Annotated in this window: 24 protein-coding genes; 6 read left to right on the forward strand and 18 right to left on the reverse strand. The window is 61.0% G+C overall.

Annotation, left to right across the window (positions count from 1 at the left end; genetic code table 11):
• A complete protein-coding gene (gene phnE / locus AB7C87_RS12945; RefSeq protein WP_369729891.1) occupies positions 1-819 on the forward strand; it encodes a phosphonate ABC transporter, permease protein PhnE in 819 nt (272 codons plus the stop codon).
• A complete protein-coding gene (gene phnE, locus AB7C87_RS12950; RefSeq protein WP_369729892.1) occupies positions 819-1,613 on the forward strand; it encodes a phosphonate ABC transporter, permease protein PhnE in 795 nt (264 codons plus the stop codon). Before phnE (AB7C87_RS12945) ends, phnE (AB7C87_RS12950) begins: the two co-directional genes overlap by 1 nt.
• A 498-nt stretch (positions 1,614-2,111) precedes the next feature.
• Here the strand turns inward: phnE (AB7C87_RS12950) and AB7C87_RS12955 are convergent, their stop codons facing one another.
• The 3 genes from AB7C87_RS12955 to AB7C87_RS12965 all read right to left on the reverse strand — a co-directional run bounded on the left by AB7C87_RS12955 (position 2,112) and on the right by AB7C87_RS12965 (position 4,853).
• The gene (locus AB7C87_RS12955; RefSeq protein WP_369729893.1) at positions 2,112-2,435 is read right to left on the reverse strand and encodes a hypothetical protein; all 324 of its coding nucleotides are present in this window, start codon (positions 2,433-2,435) and stop codon (positions 2,112-2,114) included.
• Between the two features lie 251 nt (positions 2,436-2,686).
• Positions 2,687-3,529 carry a phosphonate ABC transporter ATP-binding protein gene (phnC, locus tag AB7C87_RS12960; RefSeq protein ID WP_369729894.1) on the reverse strand — a complete coding sequence of 281 codons (843 nt, stop codon included), beginning with the start codon at positions 3,527-3,529 and terminating at the stop codon, positions 2,687-2,689.
• A gap of 712 nt (positions 3,530-4,241) precedes the next feature.
• Positions 4,242-4,853 carry a histidine phosphatase family protein gene (locus AB7C87_RS12965; protein WP_369729895.1) on the reverse strand — a complete coding sequence of 204 codons (612 nt, stop codon included), beginning with the start codon at positions 4,851-4,853 and terminating at the stop codon, positions 4,242-4,244.
• Positions 4,854-5,021: 168 nt separating this feature from the next.
• On the opposite strand from AB7C87_RS12965, the gene phnD reads away from it, so the two are divergent.
• The gene (phnD, locus tag AB7C87_RS12970; protein WP_369729896.1) at positions 5,022-6,230 is read left to right on the forward strand and encodes a phosphate/phosphite/phosphonate ABC transporter substrate-binding protein; all 1,209 of its coding nucleotides are present in this window, start codon (positions 5,022-5,024) and stop codon (positions 6,228-6,230) included.
• A 27-nt stretch (positions 6,231-6,257) separates the two neighbouring features.
• Complete coding sequence (gene phnE, locus AB7C87_RS12975; RefSeq protein ID WP_369729897.1) at positions 6,258-7,907, forward strand: phosphonate ABC transporter, permease protein PhnE; 1,650 nt, start codon at positions 6,258-6,260, stop codon at positions 7,905-7,907.
• 357 nt (positions 7,908-8,264) lie between these two features.
• On the opposite strand, the gene AB7C87_RS12980 is transcribed toward phnE (AB7C87_RS12975), so the two are convergent.
• The 9 genes from AB7C87_RS12980 to phnG all read right to left on the reverse strand — a co-directional run bounded on the left by AB7C87_RS12980 (position 8,265) and on the right by phnG (position 16,886).
• Positions 8,265-9,050 carry an HpcH/HpaI aldolase family protein gene (locus AB7C87_RS12980; protein WP_369729898.1) on the reverse strand — a complete coding sequence of 262 codons (786 nt, stop codon included), beginning with the start codon at positions 9,048-9,050 and terminating at the stop codon, positions 8,265-8,267.
• Between the two features lie 1,013 nt (positions 9,051-10,063).
• Complete coding sequence (locus AB7C87_RS12985) at positions 10,064-10,837, reverse strand: sugar phosphate isomerase/epimerase family protein (protein ID WP_369729899.1); 774 nt, start codon at positions 10,835-10,837, stop codon at positions 10,064-10,066.
• Positions 10,834-11,997 (reverse strand): alpha-D-ribose 1-methylphosphonate 5-triphosphate diphosphatase, encoded by a 1,164-nt coding sequence (locus AB7C87_RS12990; protein WP_369729900.1) that lies wholly within the window; start codon positions 11,995-11,997, stop codon positions 10,834-10,836. Before AB7C87_RS12990 ends, AB7C87_RS12985 begins: the two co-directional genes overlap by 4 nt.
• Complete coding sequence (locus AB7C87_RS12995) at positions 11,994-12,752, reverse strand: phosphonate C-P lyase system protein PhnL (RefSeq protein WP_369729901.1); 759 nt, start codon at positions 12,750-12,752, stop codon at positions 11,994-11,996. Before AB7C87_RS12995 ends, AB7C87_RS12990 begins: the two co-directional genes overlap by 4 nt.
• A 53-nt stretch (positions 12,753-12,805) precedes the next feature.
• Positions 12,806-13,675 carry an ATP-binding cassette domain-containing protein gene (locus AB7C87_RS13000; protein ID WP_369729902.1) on the reverse strand — a complete coding sequence of 290 codons (870 nt, stop codon included), beginning with the start codon at positions 13,673-13,675 and terminating at the stop codon, positions 12,806-12,808.
• Positions 13,672-14,808 carry an alpha-D-ribose 1-methylphosphonate 5-phosphate C-P-lyase PhnJ gene (locus AB7C87_RS13005; RefSeq protein ID WP_369729903.1) on the reverse strand — a complete coding sequence of 379 codons (1,137 nt, stop codon included), beginning with the start codon at positions 14,806-14,808 and terminating at the stop codon, positions 13,672-13,674. Before AB7C87_RS13005 ends, AB7C87_RS13000 begins: the two co-directional genes overlap by 4 nt.
• Positions 14,801-15,892: a carbon-phosphorus lyase complex subunit PhnI gene (locus AB7C87_RS13010; RefSeq protein WP_369729904.1), complete on the reverse strand. Its 1,092-nt coding sequence runs from the start codon at positions 15,890-15,892 to the stop codon at positions 14,801-14,803. The genes AB7C87_RS13005 and AB7C87_RS13010 overlap by 8 nt, the downstream gene beginning before the upstream one ends.
• The gene (gene phnH / locus AB7C87_RS13015; protein ID WP_369729905.1) at positions 15,892-16,446 is read right to left on the reverse strand and encodes a phosphonate C-P lyase system protein PhnH; all 555 of its coding nucleotides are present in this window, start codon (positions 16,444-16,446) and stop codon (positions 15,892-15,894) included. The genes AB7C87_RS13010 and phnH overlap by 1 nt, the downstream gene beginning before the upstream one ends.
• A complete protein-coding gene (gene phnG / locus AB7C87_RS13020) occupies positions 16,443-16,886 on the reverse strand; it encodes a phosphonate C-P lyase system protein PhnG (protein ID WP_369729906.1) in 444 nt (147 codons plus the stop codon). Before phnG ends, phnH begins: the two co-directional genes overlap by 4 nt.
• 393 nt (positions 16,887-17,279) lie before the next feature.
• On the opposite strand from phnG, the gene AB7C87_RS13025 reads away from it, so the two are divergent.
• Positions 17,280-17,918, forward strand: a complete 639-nt coding sequence (locus AB7C87_RS13025; RefSeq protein WP_369729907.1) for a DapH/DapD/GlmU-related protein — start codon at positions 17,280-17,282, stop codon at positions 17,916-17,918.
• Positions 17,919-18,122: 204 nt separating this feature from the next.
• Here the strand turns inward: AB7C87_RS13025 and AB7C87_RS13030 are convergent, their stop codons facing one another.
• Entirely contained in the window at positions 18,123-18,989 is an 867-nt protein-coding gene (locus AB7C87_RS13030) for a PhoU family transcriptional regulator (protein ID WP_369729908.1), read from the reverse strand.
• 194 nt (positions 18,990-19,183) lie between these two features.
• Between AB7C87_RS13030 and AB7C87_RS13035 the strand changes: the two genes are divergently transcribed.
• Complete coding sequence (locus AB7C87_RS13035; protein WP_369729909.1) at positions 19,184-20,188, forward strand: PhoU domain-containing protein; 1,005 nt, start codon at positions 19,184-19,186, stop codon at positions 20,186-20,188.
• A 120-nt stretch (positions 20,189-20,308) separates the two neighbouring features.
• Here AB7C87_RS13035 and AB7C87_RS13040 read toward each other — a convergent pair whose 3' ends face one another.
• The 5 genes from AB7C87_RS13040 to pstC form a co-directional block, all read right to left on the reverse strand.
• A complete protein-coding gene (locus tag AB7C87_RS13040; RefSeq protein ID WP_369729910.1) occupies positions 20,309-21,322 on the reverse strand; it encodes a PhoU domain-containing protein in 1,014 nt (337 codons plus the stop codon).
• Between the two features lie 63 nt (positions 21,323-21,385).
• Positions 21,386-22,045, reverse strand: a complete 660-nt coding sequence (gene phoU / locus AB7C87_RS13045; protein WP_369729911.1) for a phosphate signaling complex protein PhoU — start codon at positions 22,043-22,045, stop codon at positions 21,386-21,388.
• Positions 22,046-22,048: 3 nt separating this feature from the next.
• Complete coding sequence (gene pstB / locus AB7C87_RS13050; RefSeq protein ID WP_369729912.1) at positions 22,049-22,879, reverse strand: phosphate ABC transporter ATP-binding protein PstB; 831 nt, start codon at positions 22,877-22,879, stop codon at positions 22,049-22,051.
• Between the two features lies 1 nt (position 22,880).
• Positions 22,881-23,786 carry a phosphate ABC transporter permease PstA gene (gene pstA, locus AB7C87_RS13055; RefSeq protein WP_369729913.1) on the reverse strand — a complete coding sequence of 302 codons (906 nt, stop codon included), beginning with the start codon at positions 23,784-23,786 and terminating at the stop codon, positions 22,881-22,883.
• Positions 23,786-24,790, reverse strand: coding sequence for a phosphate ABC transporter permease subunit PstC (gene pstC, locus AB7C87_RS13060; protein WP_369729914.1), 1,005 nt, complete (start codon positions 24,788-24,790; stop codon positions 23,786-23,788). The genes pstA and pstC overlap by 1 nt, the downstream gene beginning before the upstream one ends.
• Positions 24,791-24,803: the final 13 nt, after the last annotated feature.

Below are 24,803 nucleotides of genomic sequence, written 5' to 3' on the forward strand. Positions count from 1 at the left end.
ATGGCCGCGGATATCGGGCGGAATCGATCGACGTGGCGTCGTCCGACGGCATTCCACAACCGGCAGGTGAAGTGGGGGGTGTACGTGGCCCTCGCCGCATTTCTGGCGTGGTCGCTCTGGGGGATACTCGCCGGCGTCGGACTGTCGCGGTTTACCGACGGTCTCGGGTACGGTCTGGCGCTCCTGCAGACGATGTACCCGCCGCGAACGGAATCGGAGGCGTTGATCCGACTCGGCGACCGGTTGCTCGAGTCCGTCGCGATGGCGATGGTGGCGACGGTTCTCGGCGTGACGATCAGCGTTCCGATCGCATTCGGTGCGTCACAGAATCTGGTTTCGCGTCCGATCTATCTGTTCAGCCGGACGATCATCAGCATCTCGCGTGCGATCGATGGGTTGATCGTCGCGATCATCGCAGTGATGGCGTTCGGGTTCGGACCGCTGGCCGGGATCATCGCGATCAGCTTCAAAACGGTCGGCTTCTTCTCGAAGTTGCTCTCCGAAGACGTCGAGGACATCGATATGGGTGCGATCGAGAGCGTCGAGGCGACAGGCGCGAGTCGGTTTCAAACGCTCGTCTACGGCGTCGTTCCACAGATCGTCCCACGGTTCGTCGGGCTGACGGTCTACCGCTGGGACATTAACATCCGCGCGTCGGCGATCATCGGCATCGTCGGCGCGGGCGGGATCGGACAGCTACTTATGACGGCGTACAGTCGCTACGAGTTCGATTACGTCGCCTCGATCCTCCTCGGGATCGTTCTAGTCGTCCTAGTCGCCGAGTACGTAAGCGCCATCGTCCGACGGAGGGTCCAGTGATGTCGGTCGAATCGATCACGTGGGAACGCCACGACCGGCGAGCTCGACTGTTCCGGTTCGCGTTCGGTCTCGGGAGTCTCATCGTCGTGATCGCCTCGTGGCAGTACCTCGAGCTCGACATTCGTGACTTCGGCGGTGCAACGGCGGCGTTCGCAGACCTCGCGACGCGAATGTTCCCACCTCACGTGGCGTATACGCCGGAGATCGTCTCCCCCCTGATCGAGACCGTACACATCGCCGCCGTCGGGACGATGGTGGCGTTCGTGCTCTCGATTCCCGTCGCGTACCTCTCGGCGGAGAATCTGACACCGAATCGGCTCACGTACACACTCGGCAAGGTGATAGTCACCGTGTCCCGATCCGTCCACACGATCATCTGGGCGTTGTTCTTCGTCATAATGTTCGGTCCAGGCGCGCTCGCGGGCGCGATCGCGATCGCGGTCCGCTCCGTCGGCTTCCTCGGCAAACTGCTCGGCGAGGAACTCGAGGAGATCGACGCCGGCCAGCAGGAGGCGATCGCGGCGACGGGCGCGAGTCGATTCAAGACGCTGCTGTACGGGGTCGTTCCCCAGATCAAACCGGCACTGGTCGGGCTAACAATCTACCGCTGGGACATCAACGTTCGCGGCGCGACGATTCTCGGATTCGTCGGTGCGGGCGGCATCGGCGTCCAGTTGTACACCGCTGTCGACTCCTTCGCCTGGCGGACGGTCGCGATCATCGTCCTCGCGATTCTCCTCGTCGTCATCTTGAGCGAGGGGGTGTCGGCATACGCCCGGACGAAAGTTCGATAGCCGATTCGGTTGGATACATAAATTTGGCTTTCATTCAGGTTTCAGTCCGCACACCACACATATCACGTATTGCCGTTCGGTGGCTGCGGTAATTCGAGTTGCAGTCGGCGTCTCGTTCTACTCGGTAGTTCTGACCAAATATTGGGAGACATTATCATATCAGTCAGCAATATCTCTCAACGACATTATTTTAATTCAGTTAGTCAGTTTCAGAATTTGTCACAAACGACACCATTTTGGCGGAAGGGTTTTACTGACCCACCAAATAATGCGGTAAAATCGTTCTTTCAGGGGAAATTACCCTAACAACACACATTAGTTCTTTGATAGTCTCTACGATAATCTCGTTCAGAACTAGTTGCAGAATTATGATATATAGGAATTAGCATCAAACTATAACTATAATATGGAATGGAGCTAACGATACTAACAGTGGCTGAGAAGGTTGCAGTTTCAGTCGGTTCCGACAACTGTGTTAGCGCCACACATGTCGAGTCTCTATTCGTTCCGCGTATCGTCGTACCATTTGTACTCAACGTCTTTCCAGTCTTCTGTATACTCGGGAATCCATCCGACTGCCCCAGCGCACTCAGGAACCCACGGTAGGTCAGCGTCTTCAACCGGTGCGAACGTGTACGTATTCATTGCAAACGCCGCAACGTCTTCGACGGAAATCGAACCGCTCGAGCACCACTGTGCCCACTCCTTGGCGATTCGAAACGAACCGACCCCGCCGAGGAGATACTTCGGGAGGGATTCGTGTCTCGCACAGATTATTACCTCGACAGACGAACATTTCTCGCTTTTACCAACGAAATTCACGTAATTCTGGACGAGTGGATCGATGTAATCGTGTTGTGGGTCGATGCTCGAGTACGAGCGAGAGTGGGGAACGGTGAGGACGACTTCGGAGAGGATTTCACCCGAGTCGTCGGCTACTCGATCGACCGAGTTGACGCTGATTTCCGGTCGTTGTTTTTCGTAGGACCGGTGGACTGTTTCCCGAATTCCTCCCAGTTTTTCGGACATTGACATTTTTCCTTTCGAACCGATCGTGCGTCGATCGATCCCCATCACTGTTTGTTTTCGGCCACTCGACGAACGACATCTCCGTCGAACGAACGATCGTCCGACGCTGGACCGGCGATATCGGCCGCTCGCCCCGGCGCGTCTGGAGACTGTTCACCTCGGTATATCACTCCTTTTGCCTGCTCGCCGAGTTCCTCGGGCGGACCTTCGAAGACGAGCTCGCCGTCGTGTAATCCGACGATTCGATCGGAAAACTCCTCGGCGAGTGGGACCTCGTGGATGTTGATTAGAATCGGAATATCCTCGGTTTTACCGATCGTCCGCAGCAGTTCCATTACCGTCGCCGATGTCTCGGGATCCAAACTGCTCGTTGGTTCATCTGCGAGGATCAGTTTCGGTCGCTGGAGAATCGCTCGAGCGATACCGACACGCTGTCGTTGTCCTCCTGAGAGTTCACTGGCTCTATTGTTTTCGAACCCGTGCATACCGACGATGTCGAGTACCTCGTACGCACGCTCTATATCCTCCTGTTCGAACCGCCTCGTGAACGATTTCCACTTCGAGGTGTACCCCAATCGGCCGGAGAGAACGTTTTCCATCACCGTCAGCCGCTCGAAGAGATTGTATTCCTGAAATATCATTCCAACGTTTCGTCTCTCCTTTCGCAACTCCTTCTTGGAGAGTCCCGTTATCTCCACCCCATCGAGTACGACCTTCCCTCCGGTCGGTTCTACCAATCTATTGATGCACCTGACGAACGTGCTTTTGCCGGCCCCACTGGGGCCGATCATCGCGACGATCTCGTTCCCCGTCAAATCCGCACTGACCCCTTTCAGCGCCTCGTCGCCGGTATCGTACGTTTTAGAAAGCTCCTCAACATCGAGCATATCCGTTCCGTCGGAGTGGCCGTATTTATGCGTTGTTATGATACATATCCCGAAATACTGACTCCTCCCTTCTGTACTATACTGCCCCTCATTGCTATAGAGAATAGCTTAGGAAACTGGTATGTACTTTTATCTCCCGGTCGTTACAACTATACCGATTCACAGATTCATTGCCGATCAATCTCGCGAGTATAGTAACGACCGAAACGATTCAGACACTGATCCCGAGTCGTCTGGCGATCAGGTGTGCATTGACGTTCAGTGGCTGTATAACTGCTGGGGAGAGTGCGGTGTGCGGTTACATCGACACAGTGTCCCACAGACCGCATCGTGGGGTTTCCGTCCCGATTTTTCGGTACGACCGCGACCGCACAGCGGTTGCACCGGCAATGATTTACAGCGACTTCTATCAGTGATCCTCCCAGTCTGGCCGGTTCTCTCTCAGAAATACGTATATCAGGCACAGTACAATGTTTACCGGTACGATAAACGAAACTACCGTCCACAGTTCGGTTCGAGGAGTCCACGAGGAGTGCGTTTGCACGTACTGGGTATCGAGATAGATCGAAACTGGTAACGCCAACCACACAATGACGAACGCGACGCCGAACGACTGGGGCCACCAATCCTGATACCAGAGTACGATCAGAAGTATCCAGAGATTGGTCGATCCCCAGACAAGATAGTACGTCTTGTTTTTCTTCATGCTGTATTAGACGTGATTTTCCGGCGTCTTCCGGAGGTGAGCCGTGTCATTAAGTGACCGGACGCACCACGAACCATCGAACTCCAGACGGTTGACCCCTGTGTTACTCTGTGTCAGTTTGTATCCAAACCGTGGCGTTCCAGCGATGAACTGCGAAAGTAACGATCTGTTCACCGACCCGTGGGCGACGACGAGTATCCGCTCACCCGAATGGCTTCGTGCGAGCTCCTCGAGTGTGGGCAGAGTTCTCTCCACGACGTCGTAGCAATCTTCGCCTCCCGTCGGCTTGAATTCACTCTTCGTTACCTCTCGTGCGGTGAGCATCTCCTCTCGTTTCTTGCGACTGCATCCCTCTAGTTCCCCATAACTCCGCTCTTTGAGCGTCGGAACCGTCGTGACTGCCAGCTCGTGTGGTGTCGAAATAATCTCGGCGGTCCGGTGTGAACGTTGTAATGGACTCGAGTAAATCGCCCTAACGTCAATCCCCCGTAACTCGTCCGCGAGGGCTCTCGCCTGTGCAATTCCAGTCTCGTTGAGTGGGATATTGAGGCGCCCCTGAAGAACACCATCGAGATTGTACTGCGTTTCGCCGTGTCTCACGAGGAGAACGTCGGTCATGTGGAAGGGCGGCAACTCCAGATACTTAAATCGTCCATCTCCCTTCTCCCCTGATCAACGGATGACTACTGAGAGATACCGAACGGGTAGAACTAGACCAGTCTCGATAGTATCGGTATTGCTGACTCTTAGCAACCCCTATTATGTGATCGACCTATCGAACTCACGATGTCAGAGGATGAATTAGATCCGTTGTTGAATCGACGAACATATCTCACGGGAATCGGTGCAACCGGTGCGTTTGCGGTTATGGCTGGCTGTCTGTCAGACGACGATGGTGATGCGGGATCGGGTGGCAACAATGGGGGTAGCGGCGGCAACGGCGGAACGAGTAGCAACGGCGAGACGGACAGCAGTCAGGGATTCGAGTCGTTCCCCTCGTACCCGTTCGACGATTTCGACCTTCTAGCATTCAACGAACTGATGCCACAGCGGACTGATACACTGATCGACAACAACCTCAATTATGCGATGGAAACCGAGTTGGACGCCCTCGAGCCTCGAGACGAGCCGGCACACGGTGACGCACCGATGCCGATTCCGGAAGACGAAGACGAGTGGGTAGAGCCGGATACGCTGCAGATAAGCTATTCAGCCGGCGAAGACGCACAGGCGATTTTCACCGAGGCGTTCGATCCAATTCTCGAGAACATCGAAGAGGAAACGGGTATTCCAGCGGAGTTCGCGGTTCTCGACAACCCGGCCGCAGTCGTCGAAGCGATGCGCCAGGGTCGGATTCACGCGGGTACCGCTTCTGCAGGGACTGTTCCGTACCTAGTGAACATCGGCCGCGGGCGCCCCATCGCAACGGGTGTTCAAGACGGGTTGGCCGGCTACCGGATTTTTGCAATCGCTGACGTCGATGACGACGATATGCAACATCTCGGTGACTTCGCCGGAAAGGATATCGCCCACGCTCACGAGACGTCGAACTCCGGTCACCTGGCGCCGCTGGCACTGTTCCCTGACGCCGAGCCTCACTCGTTAGTGCCGGGCGAGGATTACGAGATTCATTTCGCAGGTGATCACCAGTCAGCTGCGAGAGGAATTCTAGCCGGCGATTACGATGGGAGTCCGAACGCATCCAGTTCGTTCGGACGCGCCGTATTAGACGGCGCCCTCGATGGGGCGGATTTCAGGGCAGTCTACATCTCTCCGATGTTCCTCTCCAATCCGACCTGTCTCTACCACGCGTTAGCGCCCGACATTCAGGACGGCATCAGACGGGCGTATCTAGAGTACGATTACGAAGGAACGGTCTGGGACGAGATGACTGAATTCAATAACTTCATCGAGTTCGATTACGCGACGCATCACCACGCCGTGCTGATGATTCACAGAGCTAACGATATTCAGTACGATATCGAAGACATATAGGTCGGTTTTGGAGGTATTTTATCAGTTATGTCTCAAGAGGACGCTCAATCGAAATGGAGACGACCGACGGTTTTCCCCAGTCATCAAATCAAATATACAATCTATCTGCTCGCGATAGGCTTCGTCCTCTGGAGTGTCTGGGAAGTCAGACCCGGAGTTCACCGAGTCATCTGGGGTCTGCAGGACCAACTCCCGTTTTTCATCGAGAATTCGTTTCCACCAGACTTCTCACCAGACGCTCGAGATCGGATTATGCGAGAAACGATAGAGACGATTGGGATGGCGATCGTCGCGACCATACTTGGTGTGATCGTCTCGACGCCGATTGCGCTGATGGGCGCGAACAATATCTCTCCACCCCGTGTACGACGTCTCGGACGTGGTATCATCGCCGTCTCGAGAGGATTCCACTCCCTGATCGTGGCGATTATCGTCGTCGCCGCCGTCGGTGTCGGCGTGTTGGCCGGGATCATCACGCTGGTGATCGCGACGATCGGTTGGTTCGGAAAGCTCCTCGCGGACGATATCGAGGATATCGATTTCGGTCAAGTCGAAGCCGCTCGCGCAACAGGTGCGAGTCGGAGTCAGGCGTTTATCTACGGGATCTTGCCACAGATCACTCCTCGTTTTACCGCCCTCAGCGTCTACCGGTGGGACGTCAACCTCCGTTCGGCGACGATCATCGGTATCGTGGGTGCGGGTGGAATCGGACAGAGTCTGGTGACGGCGTTCGACCGATACGACTTCCAGTTCGCGTGGGCTATTATTCTCACCATCCTGGCCCTCGTCCTGCTGGGTGAGTTGCTTAGCCTTCTTGTTCGACGCCGTATCGACCGGGGACCACAGCGTCCGTCGAACCTCAACGCGCTTCGCCGATCGGGGGCGTGGACTCGGTTTTCACGGGTGGAAAAGCTCAAGCAGTACTCTCTCGGTGTGTTTTTGCTTCTAATCTTCGCTCTCTCGTATAGGTCACTAGATATGTCGTACACATATGTCTGGTCAGCCCCGACAGCGATGGCGGATCTCTTCGGTCGAATGCTTCCACCGGAGACCGCGCCCGTCTTTCTCACAGGGTTGATCGGACCGACTATCTCGACGATCAACATCGCGATAATCGGCACCGTCTTGGGTATCGTTCTCTCGTTCCCCGTGGCCTACCTCGCTGCGGAGCCGACGACTCCAAATAATTCGACGTATCTGTTCGGCAAGTTTCTCATCTCGGCCGCACGGTCGGTCAACGTCATCATCTGGGTTCTCGTCTTGGTCGCAATCTTCGGTCCGGGCCCGTTCGCGGGCTTTCTGGCCGTCGGTATCAGATCTGTCGGATTTCTGGGTAAACTTACCGCGGAGGCGATCGAGGAGGTTGATTTCGCCGAGGTGGAGGCGGCCGTCGCGCTCGGTGCGTCCAAATTCGAGGTAATCGTCTACGGGATCGTCCCACAGATTAAACCGGCTTTCATCGGCATCGCGACCTATCGATGGGATACGAACATCAGGGCGTCGACGATCGTCGGATTCGTCGGTGGCGGCGGCATCGGAGTCGAACTGAGTTCGACGATCGGGACGTTCCAGTGGGCCCAGGCGATGACGATACTGCTCGTGATTATCTCGCTCGTTCTGATCAGCGAAGCCGTCTCTTCGTACGCCCGGTCGCTGGTGATGGACTCTCCGTCTTGATTTTCACTCCCTGTACTCCCCGTTCTCGAACTCGTTGCTCGACCCTGTGATACTACTATTCTCACCTGCGATACCACCGTGATCGAACTGAAAGCGAGCGTCGTTGAGGAGATCGGCCGGTTCGTCTTCGAAACTGTACTGGAGGTATCGAGACGGTAGCGGAGTCCGGACGAAACTATATATCGAACGTCGTGGCACAGTTTGTCACTGATTGTATTTACAGAGGTATGACTGTAATCATAGAGGTGGGTAATGAGAGTACAACGCCATCCGTACCGGTCGATCCGAACAGCGAAGACAAGGTCGGTTTCGCTGCCACCCTCTCGCGTACACTCTACTCGCGAAATCGGTTCTGTGTTACGGAGATCTCGTAGACGGATCGTCGACGCCCGCTGTGAAGTCCTCGACGGCCGTTCGCATGAATTTTACGTCGGCGCCGAGGAGGAAAAACTGAAACCCCCTCTCGATCCGTTCGTTCAACAATTGGGGTGTTCGTCCGGCGATGCCTGGAATGACATTGTTGTTCAGGGCGGCCCGCAACACTTCGTCGACCGACGCTTTGACGTCCGGATGATCTTTTTCTCCGAGGACGTCTAACGACGCTGCGAGATCGTTTTCTCCGACGAATCCGACGTCCACGCCGGGGACGGAAAATATCTCCTCGACGTTATCGATTCCCGTTTTCGATTCGATCTGTACGGTTAGAAACGTCCGCTCGTTGGCGCTCTTCCAGTGATCTTGGAACTCGTTTCCGTAGTCGTTCGCCCGAGTCGTTCCGGCGACTCCTCGAGAGCCGAGCGGGGGAATTTTGCAGGCCTCGACGACCTGTTTTGCATCAGCTTCGGTTTCGACTCCCGGAACGATGATCCCTTCAGCACCCGTGTCGAGAGCGTGTTTTGCTCCGCCGGCTATCGCAGCATCCACCGATGGGAGCCGAACGATTGGCGACGCCTTCGGCGCGATGGCACGAACGAGCGATTCCATCCGCTCCGGCGATACCGGCGCGTGTTCCATATCGATCGCAATCCAATCGAGAGCTGTCGAAGAGAGTGCTTCAGCAGCCCGTGGGCTTCCAGAGAACAACCAGGCCCCAACTGCGATTCCGCCACGCTCGAGACGACTCTGTACCGAGGGGTCTTGCATGACGCGTATCGCTTTTGGCCAGTTGTATAATATCCTTTCGTCGCACGTTCCCCATTCCTATGGAACGTTGATATTTATCAAAGAGATTACCATTCCGAACACGAAATGCCTCTGCCACCCGTCTGCAGTACAGTAACAACTGATACGGTTTACTGTAAGTCGTTTCCGGCGCAACCGCGACCCGGAGGCGGTTGCGCCGGTAAATCGGTACAGGAATCCGTATGAAACGGGGCATACACTGATCGCCGAACTGTCTGGAGATTGGGTGTGCAACGACGGCCAGTGACTACTATAAGATCGTGTAACTGTTCGGACACTACACCATTGAATAGTGCTACAAAGATACATTACTGAGTGGCAATTTCGGCGCTCGATTTCACCGGAATGGGCAGTGACCGACGTCGGCTCACATTGCCGGTTTGGCAAACGGATCGATCAACGTAACGGATTTGGACATTGAGAATGGGGCGGGTGAGCTCCGTTCATAGCCCGTAGAGAGAAGTGAGCTTTTGAGCCGACCGCGTTTCTCGGTTACGTCGGGATGGATTTCGTGGATGGATCGATTCCGCCCTGTCCGTATATATCGGAATTAGATCCTAGTTCTTAGTCACACTGTATTGCGTCATGTGAACAACACAGCGCACCCAAATTATAGTCGCCACTGAACGTCATTGTACACCCGACCGCCAAATGAATCGTCGATCAGAGCGTACATCGTTTCTGGTACTACTATAACGGCCATCCGTTAGTTACGGACTGAAAAACGTTCGTAGCTGACCGTGTACGGCACGTTTTGGTCGGAATAAATCACAGATTTGTCGTCCGCATTCGTACTCACGGATCATCACATTCCACCGCACGACACTCTCAGATCCGTTCCACGAGTCATCACATATCGTGAGGAATCATCCTCGAGTGACACCGGCGTTCGCGTCTCGAAAGAGCCTTCGAGTGGACTTCGGTGGGCGGATCCGCCCACCGAAGTCCACTCGAGAACGCCGTCGACGGGACAGTTACGACAGAGTCGTCGACTCCTCGAGACAGCGCTCGACGTCGGGGACCCGTTTCATCTCGAAGACGTTGTACGGCGCGTCGACGTACTCGCAGATCGGTTCGAAGTCGGCGAGCGGTTCGTGGCGGTCTTCGACGCCGTCGTTGTCGTGGAGGTGAACGACGTGAATCCGGTCTGCGAACCGGTCGGCGAACGTCCGCCAGTCGAAGCCATTGACCCGCGCGTGGCCGACGTCGAGGGTGACGCCGAGGGCGTCGTCAACGTCGACGGACTCGAGCATCGCCGCCAGGTCGTCGGGCGAGGTGGTGTGGCGCTCGTTCGAGTCGGACTGGGGTTGGTTCTCGAGACACAGCGGGACGTCGACCTCCGCGGCGTAGCGCGCACACTCCGCGAGCGACCGTCGGGCGGCGTCCCGTGCGCGCTCACGGACGTACTCCGGATACCGGTACGGGACGGAACCGCCGTGGACGACGACGGCACCCGCACCCGCCGTTGCCGCCGCCTCGAGCGTCGAGTTGACCTGCTCGACGGCGGCAACGCGGGAGTCCTCGTTGAAACTCCCGGGGTTCCAGTCGCGAAACGGGGCGTGGTAGGTGACGGTGACGTCGTAGGCGTCGCTTCGCTCGGCAACGGTCTCGGGGTCCGGCGCGTCCGGGTGGCCGTGGACGTACTCCATCTTGAGTTCGACGTGTTCTAAGCCGCAGTCGACGACGTACTCACAGAAGCGATCGAACGTCCAGTCGAACCGGACGTCCATCGCCGCACCGACTCTCATCTGTCGCCTCCGGTTCGGTACACCGGCGAGCCGTCGACGAACGCCCACTCGACGACCGGGGTCGGGTCGGCGTCGACGACGAGCAGGTCGGCTCTCGCGCCCGATTCGATCCGGCCGCGATCCTCGAGACCGACGGCGGCCGCGGGTGTGGCGGTGAGGCGGGCGACCCGTTCGTATAACGGCTCGCCGGTGTCGACGAACGCGGCGGCCAGCATCGACGGCGGGTGGTAGTCGGCGACGAGCACGTCGACGAGACCCTCGTCGATCGCCGCTCGAGAGCCGAGATTGCCCCACTGGCTCTCGCCCCGAACGAGATTTGGCGCGCCCATCACGGTCGTCACGTCGAGTTCGTCAGCCCGCTGTGCGGCGCCCATCGTGATCGGAAACTCGCTGATGCCGACGCCGCGGTCGGCGATGCGTTCGACTTCGGCCGCACTCTCGTCGTCGTGGGAGGCCACAGGAATCCCGGCGTTTTGTGCCCGATCGACGATGCGGTCGATGTTATCACGGAGGAACTCGTGATCGATCTCGCCGGCCTCTTCGACGCGCCGCTTCGCGCGTTCGTACGCGTCCTCACCTCTCCCTTTATGATACGAGAGGTAGTTTTCGATCTCCCTGAACTGGCCCTTTCCCGGAATGTGCGTCATCACCGAGACGAGATCCGGAACCCCGCGATCGATCACCTCGGCGACGGCTTCGACCGCCGTCTCGTCGCTGATCTCACACCGGGCGTGGATCCGATGATCGCCGAGGACCGTCTCAGTCGTTTCGATCGCATCGATCAGTTCGGCCGCCAGCTCCGGCGACCGATCCTTGTCGGGGTTCTCCCGGAACGACAGCGCGTGGAACTTCGTCGTGATCCCCGCGGCCACGTTCGAGCGGTCGACCGACGTCACCGCGATCGGCATCCGCATTCGCGCACCGGAGCGCGGGAACAGGTGGTTCTCGACGTCGTCGCCGTGTAAGTCGACGATGCCGGGCATGACGACCCTGCCGGCCGCGTCGATCGTCGTCTCGGCGGCCGACTCGAGACCCTCCTCGACGACCTGGATGCGCCCGTCCTCGATCACGACACCGCCCTCGACGACCGCGTCCGGGGTGACGATCCGGCCGTTCTCGATCGCGAGCCGACCGGTCGCCCGCTCCTCGAGCCGGCTCATCGAACTCCCTCCAGGTAGGCGTCGACGTCTACGGTGTCGACGACGGATCCGTCGTCGAGGACGAGCACGCGGTCGGCGAGCGTCGCGACGACGTCGGGGTTGTGGAAGACGCCGACCATGGTGGTTCCGTCCGCGAGCGACGACCGAAGCAAGTCGACGGCGGCCGCGCGCGTCTCGGGGTCGAGCGCGCTCGTCGGCTCGTCGAGTAACAGCAAGCTGGGTTCGGTCGCGAGCGCCTTCGCGAGGTTGACCCGTTGGCGCTCGCCGCCGGAGAAGGTGGCCGGATACGCCTTCCACAGCTCGGGTGGGAGTTCGAGGGCGGCGAGCAGTTCGCGGGCTCGGTCCCGCGCTTCGTCGTCCGAGACGCCGGCCTCCCGGAGCGGCCGCGAGACGATATCCAGTGCGGACACTCGCGGAATCTCCTCGAGGAACTGCGAGACGTAGCCGATTTCGCCCTCGCGAAGCGCCAGGACGGTCCGTTCCGAACAGCTCGCCAAGTCGACGACGTCGCCGTCGTCGGTCGCGTAGCGGACGGCGCCGCCGGTCGGTTCGTAGCTTCGGTAGAGACACTTCAACAGCGAGGACTTCCCCGAGCCGGACTCGCCGACGACGGCGAGGAACTCGCCGTCTCGGATCGTCGCGCTTACGTCTTCGAGGCCGACGACGGTGGTGTTCGAGAGGACGTGCATCTCGAAGCGTTTCGAGAGCGAGTCGATCGACAGCTGTGCGGTTTCTGGGTGGTGTGTCGTGGTCATTGAATTCGGTGGTCGAAGGTCGGATTGTGGGTCGCTCGAGCGGGAGCCGCCGATCAGAGGATCGAGTTGATCAGCGTCTGGGTGTACTCGTGGTGTGGATCCTCGAGGATGCGGTCGGTGAGGCCGGATTCGACGATTCGGCCGTGGCGCATGACGAGGGTTCGGTCGGCGAGCAGTCGGATGACGCCGAGGTCGTGGCTGACGACGATCGTCGAGACGTCCTCCTCGCGCTGAATCTCGCGGAACATGTCGAGGACGCGGGCCTGGACGCTCACGTCGAGGCCGGTGGTCGGTTCGTCGAGGACGATCAGGCCGGGCCCGTTGGCGATCGCCTTCGCGATCTGGACGCGTCGTTGCATCCCCCCGCTGTAGGTGCTGGTCGGATCGTCCATCCGGTCGACCGGCACCTCCGTCGCCTCGAACAGCTCCGTCAGGCGTTCGCGGACGTCGCCGTAGTGACGCCAGCCCGCGGCGAGCAGTTTCTCCGCGACGTTGCCGCCGCCGGTAAACGAGAGCGTCAGTCCGTTGCGGATGTGCTGGTGGACCAGCCCGATCTCCTCGTGGCAGAGCCGATGGCGTTGCTGATAATCCGCCTCGAGCAGGTTCCCCTCGAACCCGGCGTAGTCGACCGTGCCGGCGGTCGCCTCGAGTTGGAGTGCGAGAATCTCGGCCAGACTCGACTTCCCGGAGCCGGACTCCCCGACGATGCCGAGCACTTCGCCGCGGTGTAACTCGAGGTCGGCGTCGGCGACGGCGACGATCGTTCCGCAGGTCGGACACTGGTTGGTGCCCGCGTCGTCGCCGGTCAGTTCGACGCAGTCGCCACACGAACTCCCGTACTGTTTTTCGATCCCGCGGGCCCGGAGAACGACGTCGTCGGCTTCCGAGTCAGGGAACGGTTCGACTCGAGCCGGGCCGCTCATCGACCCTCACCTCCGTCGCTCGCGGCGTCGACGACCGGCTCCTCGAGGCGTTCCCAGCCGACGTCTCGATCGACGTGATGAGCTTTCTCGATCGAGGGATCGCGCTGTCGTTTCTCGCAGAAGCTCGTGTCGTTGCAGGCGTACAGCCGCTTTCCGTCGTCGGTTTCGACCTCCGTGCGGTACGTATCGGTACTCCCACAGAGCGCACACGCCTCGGGGAAGCGCTCGCGCTGGAAGCGCTTGTCCTCGAACGCGAGCGGTTCGACGTCGGTGTGTGGCGGAACCGCGTAGATGCGGGCCTCCCGGCCGGCGGCGAACAGAAAGAGCGTTTCGGCCCGATGGAGCTTCGGGGTGTCCCAGCGCGGGATCGGCGACGGCGACATCAGGTATCGACCGTTCACCAACACCGGGTAGGCCGCGCCGATCTGGATCTCGTCCCACTCGACGACGTTCTCGTACAGCGAGACCCACATCTTCGAGTAGTTCTGGTGGGCGTGACGACGCCGGTTGCGGTCGTCGCTCCCGTCGACCGTCCGAAGCGGGTCGGTCGTCGGCACCTGCAAGACGAGGATCTGTTCGTCGGTGAGCACCTCCTCGGGGATGCGGTGGCGCGTCTGGATGATCGACGCCGCGGTCGTATCCCTCGTCGGCTCGACGTTCGCGGTCGTCTCGGCGAGTCGCCGGATGTTGGCCGCATTGACCGACTCGTCGCTCCCCTGATCGATCACCTTGAACGTGTCGTCGGGGCCGAGCAACGAGAGCGAGACCTGTATGCCGCCGGTCCCCCAGCCCCGAGCCAGGGGCATCTCGCGGGAGGCAAAGGGCACCTGGTGGCCGGGGATCGCGATCGCCTTCAGGGTCGCGCGGCGTACCTCGCGTTTGGTGTGCTCGTCGAGGTAGGCGTAGTTGTAGCCCTCGATCCCCGCCGACTCGACCCCCTCGAGGAGGCCGTCGACGGACTCCGGGGCGACGCCGGGCGAACTGGGGGCCGGCTCCGACACGCCGCCGTCGGACTCGAGTCCCTCGCACGTCTCGTCTTCGGCCTCGGTCTCCGCGGCGGTCGGCGACTCCTCGGCGTCGACTCCGTCGCCGGTTCGGAGAGCGTCGTCGTCGAATTCTCCCCGATCAGTCATCGCCGCTCACCTCCGTCGCCGCGGGCGAGTCGCCACCGTCCGCCGTCCGTTCACGAATCGCTCGAATTCGGTCGAGCGTGCTCTGGAACGTCACGTAGTGGGGGAGTTTCAGGTGTTCGATGAAGCCGAACGAGTCGACGCCGTCGACGACCTGACAGACGAACTCGGTGTCGTGGACGGGCTCGTCGCCCTCGAGTTGGGTCGACGCGTCGAGGATCGACATGCCGATCACCTTGCGCTCGTTGCGCCCGAAGACGAGGCCGTAACCGAAGGAAAACTGGGCGTCGTCTCGCTTTTCGTACTCGGGGACGACGGACTCGCACTCGGAGACCTCGACGCTCGTCACTTCGACCGGGTCGCCGGTGTAGGGGTGTTCGATCCGGACCGGAAGCGAGCCGACGCGGACCTCGCCGAGGGTGGGATGGACCGACCCGTACCCCCGCAGGGTGCTGTAGCCGAGTGCCGTAATCGCACCCGTCTCACCGCGGGCGAGTTCCTGTAAGATTGCCGACCGCGGGGCCGGATAGACGAGCGGTTCGCGCGTCGTGTCGTAGACCTCGCCGTCGTCCTCGGCGGACGGTTCCGCGAGGAGTCCTTCCGCTCGCAGGATCTCCAGTACGTTGTGCAACGATTCGGGCTCGTCCAACTCGAGGTCCCAGTCGGCCGTCGGATCGTCCCCGCCGTCGAGGTCGAAATCCAGCAACCGCTGGGTGTAATCTTTCGTCGCGCCGAGGATCTGGCCGCCGGGGACGTCCTTGTACGCCGGCGAGACCCGCCTGGTGGCGAACATCTCGTCGGACGAAACGGGAACGCTGTCGTCCCAGCGCTCGAGCGTCGACCGGTAGGCGCGGAGCAGAAACGAGGCCTCGACGGTGTCGCCCTGGGCCTGTTTCAGCGCGCGGGCGGCGAGTTTCGGCGCGTAGAGTCCGCCCTCGCTCATCACCTGCCCGACGAGCCGGCCGAACTGCTCGTCGATCTGGTCGATCGAGACCGGGTCGGATTCGCCTTCGGTGCGTCGTTTCTCGAAGAGCTGTTCGGCGCGCTCGATGACCTCCTCGCCGGCCTCGACGGCGACGTACCCCATCAGCGCACCTCCGTATCGACGCTACGCGGGAGTCCGACGATCGCCCGGTCGGCGGCGAGAACCACGTCGACGCCGCGCGGGAAGTCGACGGTGAGCCCCTCGAGCGCCGCGAGTTCGTCCGCGGTCAGTCCGTCGACGCCGAACGTCCGTTCGCCGGGGACGCCCGGACCGGAGACGGCGACGCCCAGCCGGCTCGCCGCGGAATCCTCCCGGAGCGCGTCGACGCGGTAGACGATCGACGCGCCGTCGCTCGGCTCCTTGAGCGTCCCGCGGGACACCGCCTCGAGGTCGACGGCACCGGCTCCGTCGACGTGGACGACGTCGGCGTCGGCGACGGCCGCTCGCTCGAGGCGACCCTCGCTCGAGAGCGCGTCCGCGACGGGGTCGTCTTCGGTGTAGAGGCCGACCTCGTGATCGACGAGCGTCGCGAGGACGGCGCGGTCGGCCGGCGCGGTCGGCGTCGACTGGATCGTTCCGGGCCTGGCGGTCGCGTCGACGAGCGCACGGAACGTCGCGCGCACGTCCCCGACCGGGTCGATGTCGAGGGCCCTCACAGCTCGCCCTCCATGCTCTCGAACTCGACCGCGGTCGCGGTGCTCTCCGCCCACTGTCGCTTTCGGCGTTGCTCGCCCTCGAGTCGCGTCTCGGTCAGCGCCGAGGCGAGCCGGTCGGCTTCGGGGTGGTCGGCTTCGATCGCCGCGTCGACGATCGCGCCGGCGACCGCGGGTGCCTCGGCCCGCCCGGCGACCATCGCGAACCCCCGTTCGCCCGCGAGTTCGACCTCCGCCCCGGTTACGAGGACCTCGCCGAGGTTGAAGACGTCGGCGTGGACGGGATCGCGAACCCGCTGCATCACGAGCTGTGGCTTCGGCGCCTGGCGGATCTCGACCGTCGTCTCGCCGTCGAGGACGAGTTCGGCCAGTTCGACCAGCGCGGCGCCCTCACAGGCGGCGATCAGTTCGAACCGATCCGATCTGTGTCGTGGATCTTCCATTCGGTCGGTCGGAGCTGTCGTCGGTGCATAACCGCTTAGAGGGTAATGTCCGGACGACTGTGGAGTCTCGCCGATCGCCCGCCGGGACGGGCGGCGGTCCGGACTCGAGTGACCCGCTCGAAACGGATCGGAACGGTCCGTAGCGGACAGTAGATCACGCGAGGACGACCGACTGCCATCGACGACTACCGCTCTGCGGCGGTTGACGCTGGCCGCGGGGGCGCCGTCGATCGCCGTACAGCGTTCCGACCGCTGCTCGAGCCACGAGAGACGTCGGTCGGGACCGTCCGTACTTTCCGGAGGAAACGAACGTGCCGGCTCCGACTCGAGTGGGGTTCGGGCCGGGTCGAGCGGTCCCGATGTGTGCGAGCCGCGCCATCGATTTCCATCACTATGTACGAGATAGCCGAACACGACGGATTCCAGTCGAAACCGATGACCGAAGAGCCGACGATCCACCCGAGCGCGACCGTCAGGGAGAGTCGCCTCGGCGCATGGACGCAGATCGGCGAACACGTTCGAATGCGCGAATCGACGTTCGACGACTACAGCTACATCGTCAGGCAGGGCTCGGTCGCGAACGCCACGGTCGGGAAGTTCTGTTCGATCGCATCGTTCGTCCGGTTGAACCCCGGAAATCACCCGACGGACAGGCCGACCCAACACCACCTCACCTACCGACGCCGACAGTACGGCCTCGACGACGCGGACGAGGAGGCCTTTTTCGAGTGGCGACGCGACCAGCCCGTAACCGTCGAACACGACGTCTGGATCGGCCACGGGGCGACGGTGATGCCGGACGTCGAGATCGGCACCGGCGCGGTCGTCGGCGCCGGCGCGGTCGTCACGCGCGACGTCGAACCCTACTCGATGGTCGCCGGCGTCCCGGCCGAACCGATCGGTCGGCGCTTCGACCGCGAAACCGCAGACCGGATCGAAGCGACGGAGTGGTGGCACTGGTCGCGCTCGGAACTCGAGGAAGCGTTCGAGGCGCTTACGGATCTCGAGACGTTCCTCACCGAGCACGCCTGATACGGTTTGCTGTACCGATTTACCGGTGCGACTGCAGGACGGGTCGCGGTCGCACCGGAAATGACTGACAGCAGACCGTATGAGCGCCCAACGTCGTTCGTCTCATAGGAGTTATCGTAGAAGTTCAGAGTTTCTCGCTGACGATCCGGGAGACGGCGCAGAAGGCCCGGCTTCGAGACCGCCGGGAGGCTACGATAACTCCTATCAGCTAACGGTCAGCGGAAACCGCTGATCCAGTCCGGTGTGCAAGCGGACGGCGATTTCGGCGGCGGAGACCCAGTAGTGGAGACACCGCTCGAGCGTTCGGATGATGCCGACGACGGAGCCGTACACCGCCGGATCGTACGCCGTGACGAGTTCGAACAGTTCGTCTAACGTTCGGTGGACCTCCCGTTCGAGATCGTAGAGGGCGTCGACGCACTCGAGATTCGCCTCGAAAAAGATCGTCCCGAAGTGGTCGTTGATCCGCTGGCCGTCCTCGAACACCGTCTCGATCCGGTCGCAGATAATTCCTCGCGGGAGCGTCTCGGTCGTTTCGATCGCGTTTTCGATGAAACACGCTCTGTCGCCGACGATCTCCATGTTCTGAGCGATCCTCGCGAGGTCGGCGACCACGCGATTTCCCGGCCAGTCGCTTCTGATCGTCAGCGTCTTCAGTTCCTTCAGGACGACCTCGTACCGTTCGTTCACCAGCGGCTCGAGCGTCGTCGCCGCGGGGTCGGGCGTCCCTTCGGCGAACGTCGCGCTCGCCGCATCGTACTGTCGTCTCGTCACGTCGTCGAGCTGTTCGAACAACTCGAGGAGGGCGGCGCTTCGGTCGTCGTCCGGTCCGAACGTCGTCACCGTGACGGCGTGTTCGTACATCGCGGCCCGGTCGACGACGTACCCCTTCCGAATCAGGCCGTTTCGTTTCAACTCCTGAACGATTTCGGAGATGTAGTGTTCGGACAGATCGGTCTCCTCGGCGAGTCTGCGCTTGGTTTCGGGGGCACACCGGTCGACGGCTTCGACCACGTCGCGTATCGCGCCGAAGCGAGTGTTCGCATCCCAGTCTCCGTCGTGAAAGCCCATAGCCCGGCTGATCACTCCGGCGACAAAACGTCAGGGTACGTATCCTGCAGACGAGTACGGAGAGATACGTACCGAACTGATCGGTCCGTATCCAGTTCGATCGACCGGGGGTTTTCCCATCGAGTAACGACGATTAAACAGTCCGCTATAGCGGTCATATAAGCGGTTATCGGGGTTCGCTGGGAGCGTCGCGTATGGAAACGCGCAAAGTACAGCTATCCGGCGGAACGACGTATACGGTTTCGCTTCCCAAACAGTGGGCGGACGAGCACAACATCGATTCGGGATCGGTGCTCTATCTCTATCCCGACGATCGCTCCCTGTTGCTCGAGACGGTCGACGACGGGAGCGAGAGAGCGAAAACGGCCCGGATCGACATCAGTCAACAGGACGAACAGCCGATCAGGCAGTCGATTAGAGCCGCTTATCTCGCCGGTTACGACGAGATTACCTTACTCGACCACGGCGGGGAGACGGGCAGACGACGCCACGTGGTGACGACCGCAGTGGATCGACTCTGCGGTCTCGAGATCATCGAGGGGACCGAGAACACGATCACGCTCCGAAACCTCCTCGACAGCGACACGATCTCCGTTCGAAAGAGCACGCTACGCCTCCAGTTGATCACGCTCGCGATGTTTCGCGACGCCGTCAAGGCGATCGTCGACTCCGACGTCGAACTCGCCTCGCAGGTCAGCGACCGAACGTCGGAGGCCGACAAACACTTCTCGTTGATCGAACGCCAGTTCCGCCGGAGCCTCTCCGACCTCCAAGAGGCGGACCGACTCGGTTGCTCCCGAGTCGAACTGTTCGGCTACTACCGAGCCGCGACTCACCTGGACCGGATCGCTGGCTGCGCGACGAGCATGGCCGAACACGTCGACCAGTTTCAGACGCCGCTTCCGGCGACGTTCTCGAGAGCGTTCCAAGAGCGTGCAAGCGAGACGAAACACCTCCAGGAGCGAGCCTGTAACACCGTCTTTCGAACGTCCGAAAGCGCAGAATCTCACGCGATTGTGCGCGATTGTACTCGCCAGCGAGAGGCGATCGATGTCGAGCGAGAGCGGCTGTTCGACCACGAGGACTCCTCGGTGGCCTCGAGCGTAAACAGTCTCTTCGACTACCTCGATCGGACGGTGAGAAACGCGCGGGCGATCGCCGAGGTCGGAGTCCGGATCACGATCGACGACGCACACTGATCGAGCGACCGGTCACGCTCGAGACGCCAGCCGATCGCTCCGGAGAAGAGGATTTTCGCGCGTCGACGACCGGTACGACCAGTACCGGTCTCCGATTCGCGATCGGGAGTGAAACGACAGTCACCGACTCCGAGAGCCTTCGACCGTCGATTCCACGGTCGCGTCCGCGATCGCGAGACCGTGTTCGGTCGTCTGTCGGAGCCGCTGGATTACCGTTCCGTACAGGTAGCCCTCCGGGACGTCCCGCTCGGCCAGCCGGTCGTCGAACGTTGCGATTCGATCGCGTGCGGTCGCGGCCGCCTCGATGACTCGAGCCTGCTCTCCGTCGAAAGCGTGTTCGACCACGGAACGGGTCTGTGCGCCGATCGCCTCGATCTCTGGCGCGAACTCGTCGTCCGCGGGGCCGGAGCGTTTCGTCGCCGCCGCCGCAATCTCCGTGGCGTCGTCGGCGATCCGCTCGAGTTCGTCGGCGACCCGGTACTCGCGAAACGCAGACGTCCGGTCCGTCTCGAGGTGGTTGATCTCGCGGACGTCCTCCAGTCCACGATGAACGCCCCGGCTGACGAACGCGAACAGTCTGTCGACGTCGTCGTCGCGGTCGATCACTCGCCGGGCGAGGTCGGCGTCGCCGCGACAGAAGCTCTCGATCGCGTCCTCGTACATCTCGAGCGTGAGCTGGCGAATCTGTGCGAGAGTCTGGGGGAGCGATACCTCGCTGGCGTCGAGGACGTTCGTCACCGTCATCGTCTCGTCGGTAGCGGTCTGAATCGCGACGCCGACGAGGCGCCCGATCGAGCGCTCGAGCCGCCGGCGTGAGTCGGGCTCGAGGCGCTCGAGACCGGTGATCGTGATTCGATCACAGCCCTCGACGTAGGCGACTTCGACCCGCCGTCGAACGGTTTCGCCGTCGAGATCGGCGGCGTCGACGGTGACCGGCTGGGTGCGATCTGTGACCGTCTCGGCCGCCGCGATCAGTCGATCCTCGTGGGGGTAGAGATACATCGACGCTCCGGATTCGAGGTCCTGGGCCCGCGCCCACTCTTTTGGCAACGAGACGACGAACGTCGAGTTTCCGGCGAGCTGTACCTTCCGCTCGACCGGCTCGTACTCGGCTGGGTGCTCTCCGTTGCTCATCAGTCGTTCGAACCGCCGATGTGTTCGGCCGTCATCGGTCGATCAACTCGTCGTTTTCGATCATCAGTAGATCAGTTCGTCGTCGTTCTCGACCATGTACAGCGTTCGAGCGGCAATATTCACCGCGTGGTCGCCCACTCGCTCGAGATCGCGAATCGTCAACAGCATTCGCGAAACTTCCTCGAGGAGGTCGTCGTCGACGGCGTCGGTTTCGACGAGATCCCGGGCGACGATGCGACTCGCACGGCCACAGAGTTCGTCGATTTCGTCGTCGGTTGCGGCGATCCCGTAGGTGGCGTCGGCATCGTTCGTCGCGTACGCCCGCATGGCGTCTTCGACCAGCAACACGATTTCGGTGCCGATGTGGACGACGTCGATATCGGGGTAGCGATCCCGGTCGCCTCGCTTCGCGTACTCGGCTAAGTTGACCGCGAGGTCGGCGATTCGCTCGAGGTCGGTGATGATTTTGAACGACGAGGCGATAAACCGGAGGTCGCCTGCAACCGGCTGTTGGAGCGCAAAGAGGTCGATACACTCTCCCTCGAGGTCGAGATATAGTTCGTTTACTTCGTGATCACCCGCGATCACGCGATTCGCGAGCGCGGCGTCGGTCGTCTCGTAGGCCTCGAGTGCCCGGCGCAGGCGCTGACAGACGACGTCGCTCATCTCGAGGACGTCCTCGCGGAGTTGCTCCAGCTGTTCTTGGTACTCGATTCGCGCCATGGATCAGCCGAACTTGCCGGTGATGTAGTCTTCGACGCGGTCGTCGGCCGGGTCCTCGAAGATACTCGCGGTGTCGTCGAATTCGACGAGTTCGCCGCCGGTGAGAAACACTGCGGTCTTATCGGAGATTCGGGCGGCCTGTTGCATGTTGTGGGTGACGATGACGACCGTGTACTCCTCGACGAGTCCGTCGATCAGATCCTCGATCTTCGACGCCGCGACGGGGTCGAGCGCGCTCGTCGGCTCGTCCATTAGGATGACCTCGGGGTCGGTCGCGATCGCCCGCGCGATACAGAGACGCTGTTGTTGCCCGCCCGAGAGGTCGAGCCCGCTCGAGTCAAGTTTGCCCTCGACTTCGTCCCAGAGGGCCGCGCCACGCAGGGCCTGTTCGACGGCGTCGTCGAGGTCGACACCGGCGGCTTTTCCCTGGACGCGCAGGCCGTAGGCGACGTTGTCGTAGATCGACTTGGGAAACGGGTTCGGTTTCTGGAACACCTGGCCGATCTTTCGCCGTAGTGCGACCGGATCGACGTCGTCGTCGTAGACGTTCTTCCCGTGGAAGTAGAGGTCGCCGTCGACATTGCAGGCGTCGATCTGGTCGTTCATCCGGTTGATCGACCGCAGGAACGTCGACTTCCCACAGCCCGACGGGCCGATCATCGCGGTCACCTTGTGCTCGGGAATCTCGATCGAGACGTCGGTAAGCGCTTGATCCTGGCCGTAGTAGACGTCGAGGCTTCTGGCCTCGAGGACGGTCTCGTCCGGTCGGCTTTCCCGTTCGGTATTCGATGTCTGCACCTCGGTTTCGATCAGTGATTCGTTGGATGTTGCCATGTCAAATCTCCGTTTCGTATCTGTTTCGCACGTAGATCGCGATCCCGTTCATCGCGAGCAGGATGACGAGCAAGACGGCGATCCCGAGCGCGGCGAGGACGTGGAAGTGATCCTGGAAGTTGAACGCCCACTCGAAGATCGTCACCGTCATCGCCGTGATTCGATCGAACGGTCCGCCGGGGACGTGTCGAGCACCGACCAGCGCACCGACCATGAGCAGGGGAGCCGTCTCGCCGATCGCACGGGCGAGCGCCAGAATCGTTCCCGTCATGATCCCCGGGACCGCAGCCGGGAGAACGACGTTGCGGATCGTCTGCCACTCCGTGGCGCCGATGGCCTGTGAACCGGCACGAACGCTGTCAGGAACCGCACGAAGCGCCTCCATCGCCGACACGATAATGATCGGCATCACGAGCAGTGCGAGCGCGATCGCGCCGACGAGAATGATTCGTCCCATATCCGGTGGCCCGTTGACCAACAGCCCGAGACAGACGAGCCCGTAGACGACGGACGGAACGCCGGCCAGATTCGCGAGGTTCGCCTCGATCAACCGCGTCAGTCGGTTGTCCGGGGCGAACTCCTCGAGATAGATCGCTGCGCCGACGCCGACGAAGAAGGCAATCAGCGCAGTGAAGATGATCAGCCAGATCGAACCCATCATCGCGGCGTAGAATCCGGCGCGCTCGGGGTTGACCGATCCGACGCTGGTCAGGAAGTGACCGAGGCTCGTCTCGTACACCGTGATCGCGCGCGTCGCTTCCCAGATGACGTCACCGATCAGGAACGCGAGGGCGACGAGGCCGATGATCGACGAGACGAAACACAGTCCCATGAACGCCCGATTTTTCGTGTGCTCCCAACTGAGATCGAGTTCGGTAAACGGCGCGTCTTCGGTTTCTGCGCCCATTACTGGTATTCCTCCCTGTATCGCTGTTTGAGTCGGTCGTTGAGCAGATTCATCGCGAGCGTCATCACGAACAGCGCGAGCCCGACGGCGAACAGGCTCTGATATCTGATGCTTCCGATAACTGCCTCACCGCGTGCGGCGTCGACCATGTACGCGGTCATCGTCTGGATCTCGACGAACGGGTTGAGGGTGATCTGCGCCGTGAACCCCGCGGCCAGGACGACGGCCATCGTCTCCCCGATCGCTCGAGAGATCGCGAGGATGTACGCGGCGAACACGCCCGATACCGATGCGGGAAGCACGATGCGTGTCGATACCTGGTACTTCGTCGCACCGAGGGCGTAGGCCCCGTTTCGCAACTCGTCGGGCACCGAGTTCATCGCGTCTTCGCTGATCGACGCGACGATCGGAATTGTCATGATCCCGACTACCAGTGCGCCAGCAGCGGCGTTCGTCGCTCGCGTCTGCTGGCCGAACAGTTCGGCGATCGGCTGGATCAGCCACGGCGTGAGAAACGAGATGGCGAAAAAACCGTAGACGATCGTCGGGACGCCGGCGAGGATCTCGAGTCCCGGTTTCAGGTATTTTCGGACGTTGCTACTGGCGTACTCCGAGAGGTATAGCGCGGTCAACGTCCCGATCGGAATCGAGACGAACGCCGCGCCCACGGTGATAAGCAACGTTCCCCATACCAGCGGCAAGATCCAGTGACCCGGGTTGATCGCGTGCGTCGGGTCCCAGTGAGTGCCGGCGAAGAACTCGGTGAACGTCACTCGTTGCCCGATCTCGGCGCCTTCGACCAGCCCGAGGAGGATCCCGGTAAACCGACGATCGAAGAAAAAGTGCGTCGCTTCGTTGAACAGTACCCAAAAGATCGCCAGCGTCGTTACGACCGTGATCGACGTACAGACAAAAAGCACGCCCCGGACGAGCGAATTGCGCCGCTGATCGCCGTCGACTCGCTCGTCGGTGAACGTTATTTTCGAATCAGTATCGGTACTCATTGGTTTGGGCTTC

It is taken from the genome of Natrarchaeobius versutus (genome assembly GCF_041205745.1).
Lineage (GTDB): Archaea > Halobacteriota > Halobacteria > Halobacteriales > Natrialbaceae > Natrarchaeobius > Natrarchaeobius versutus.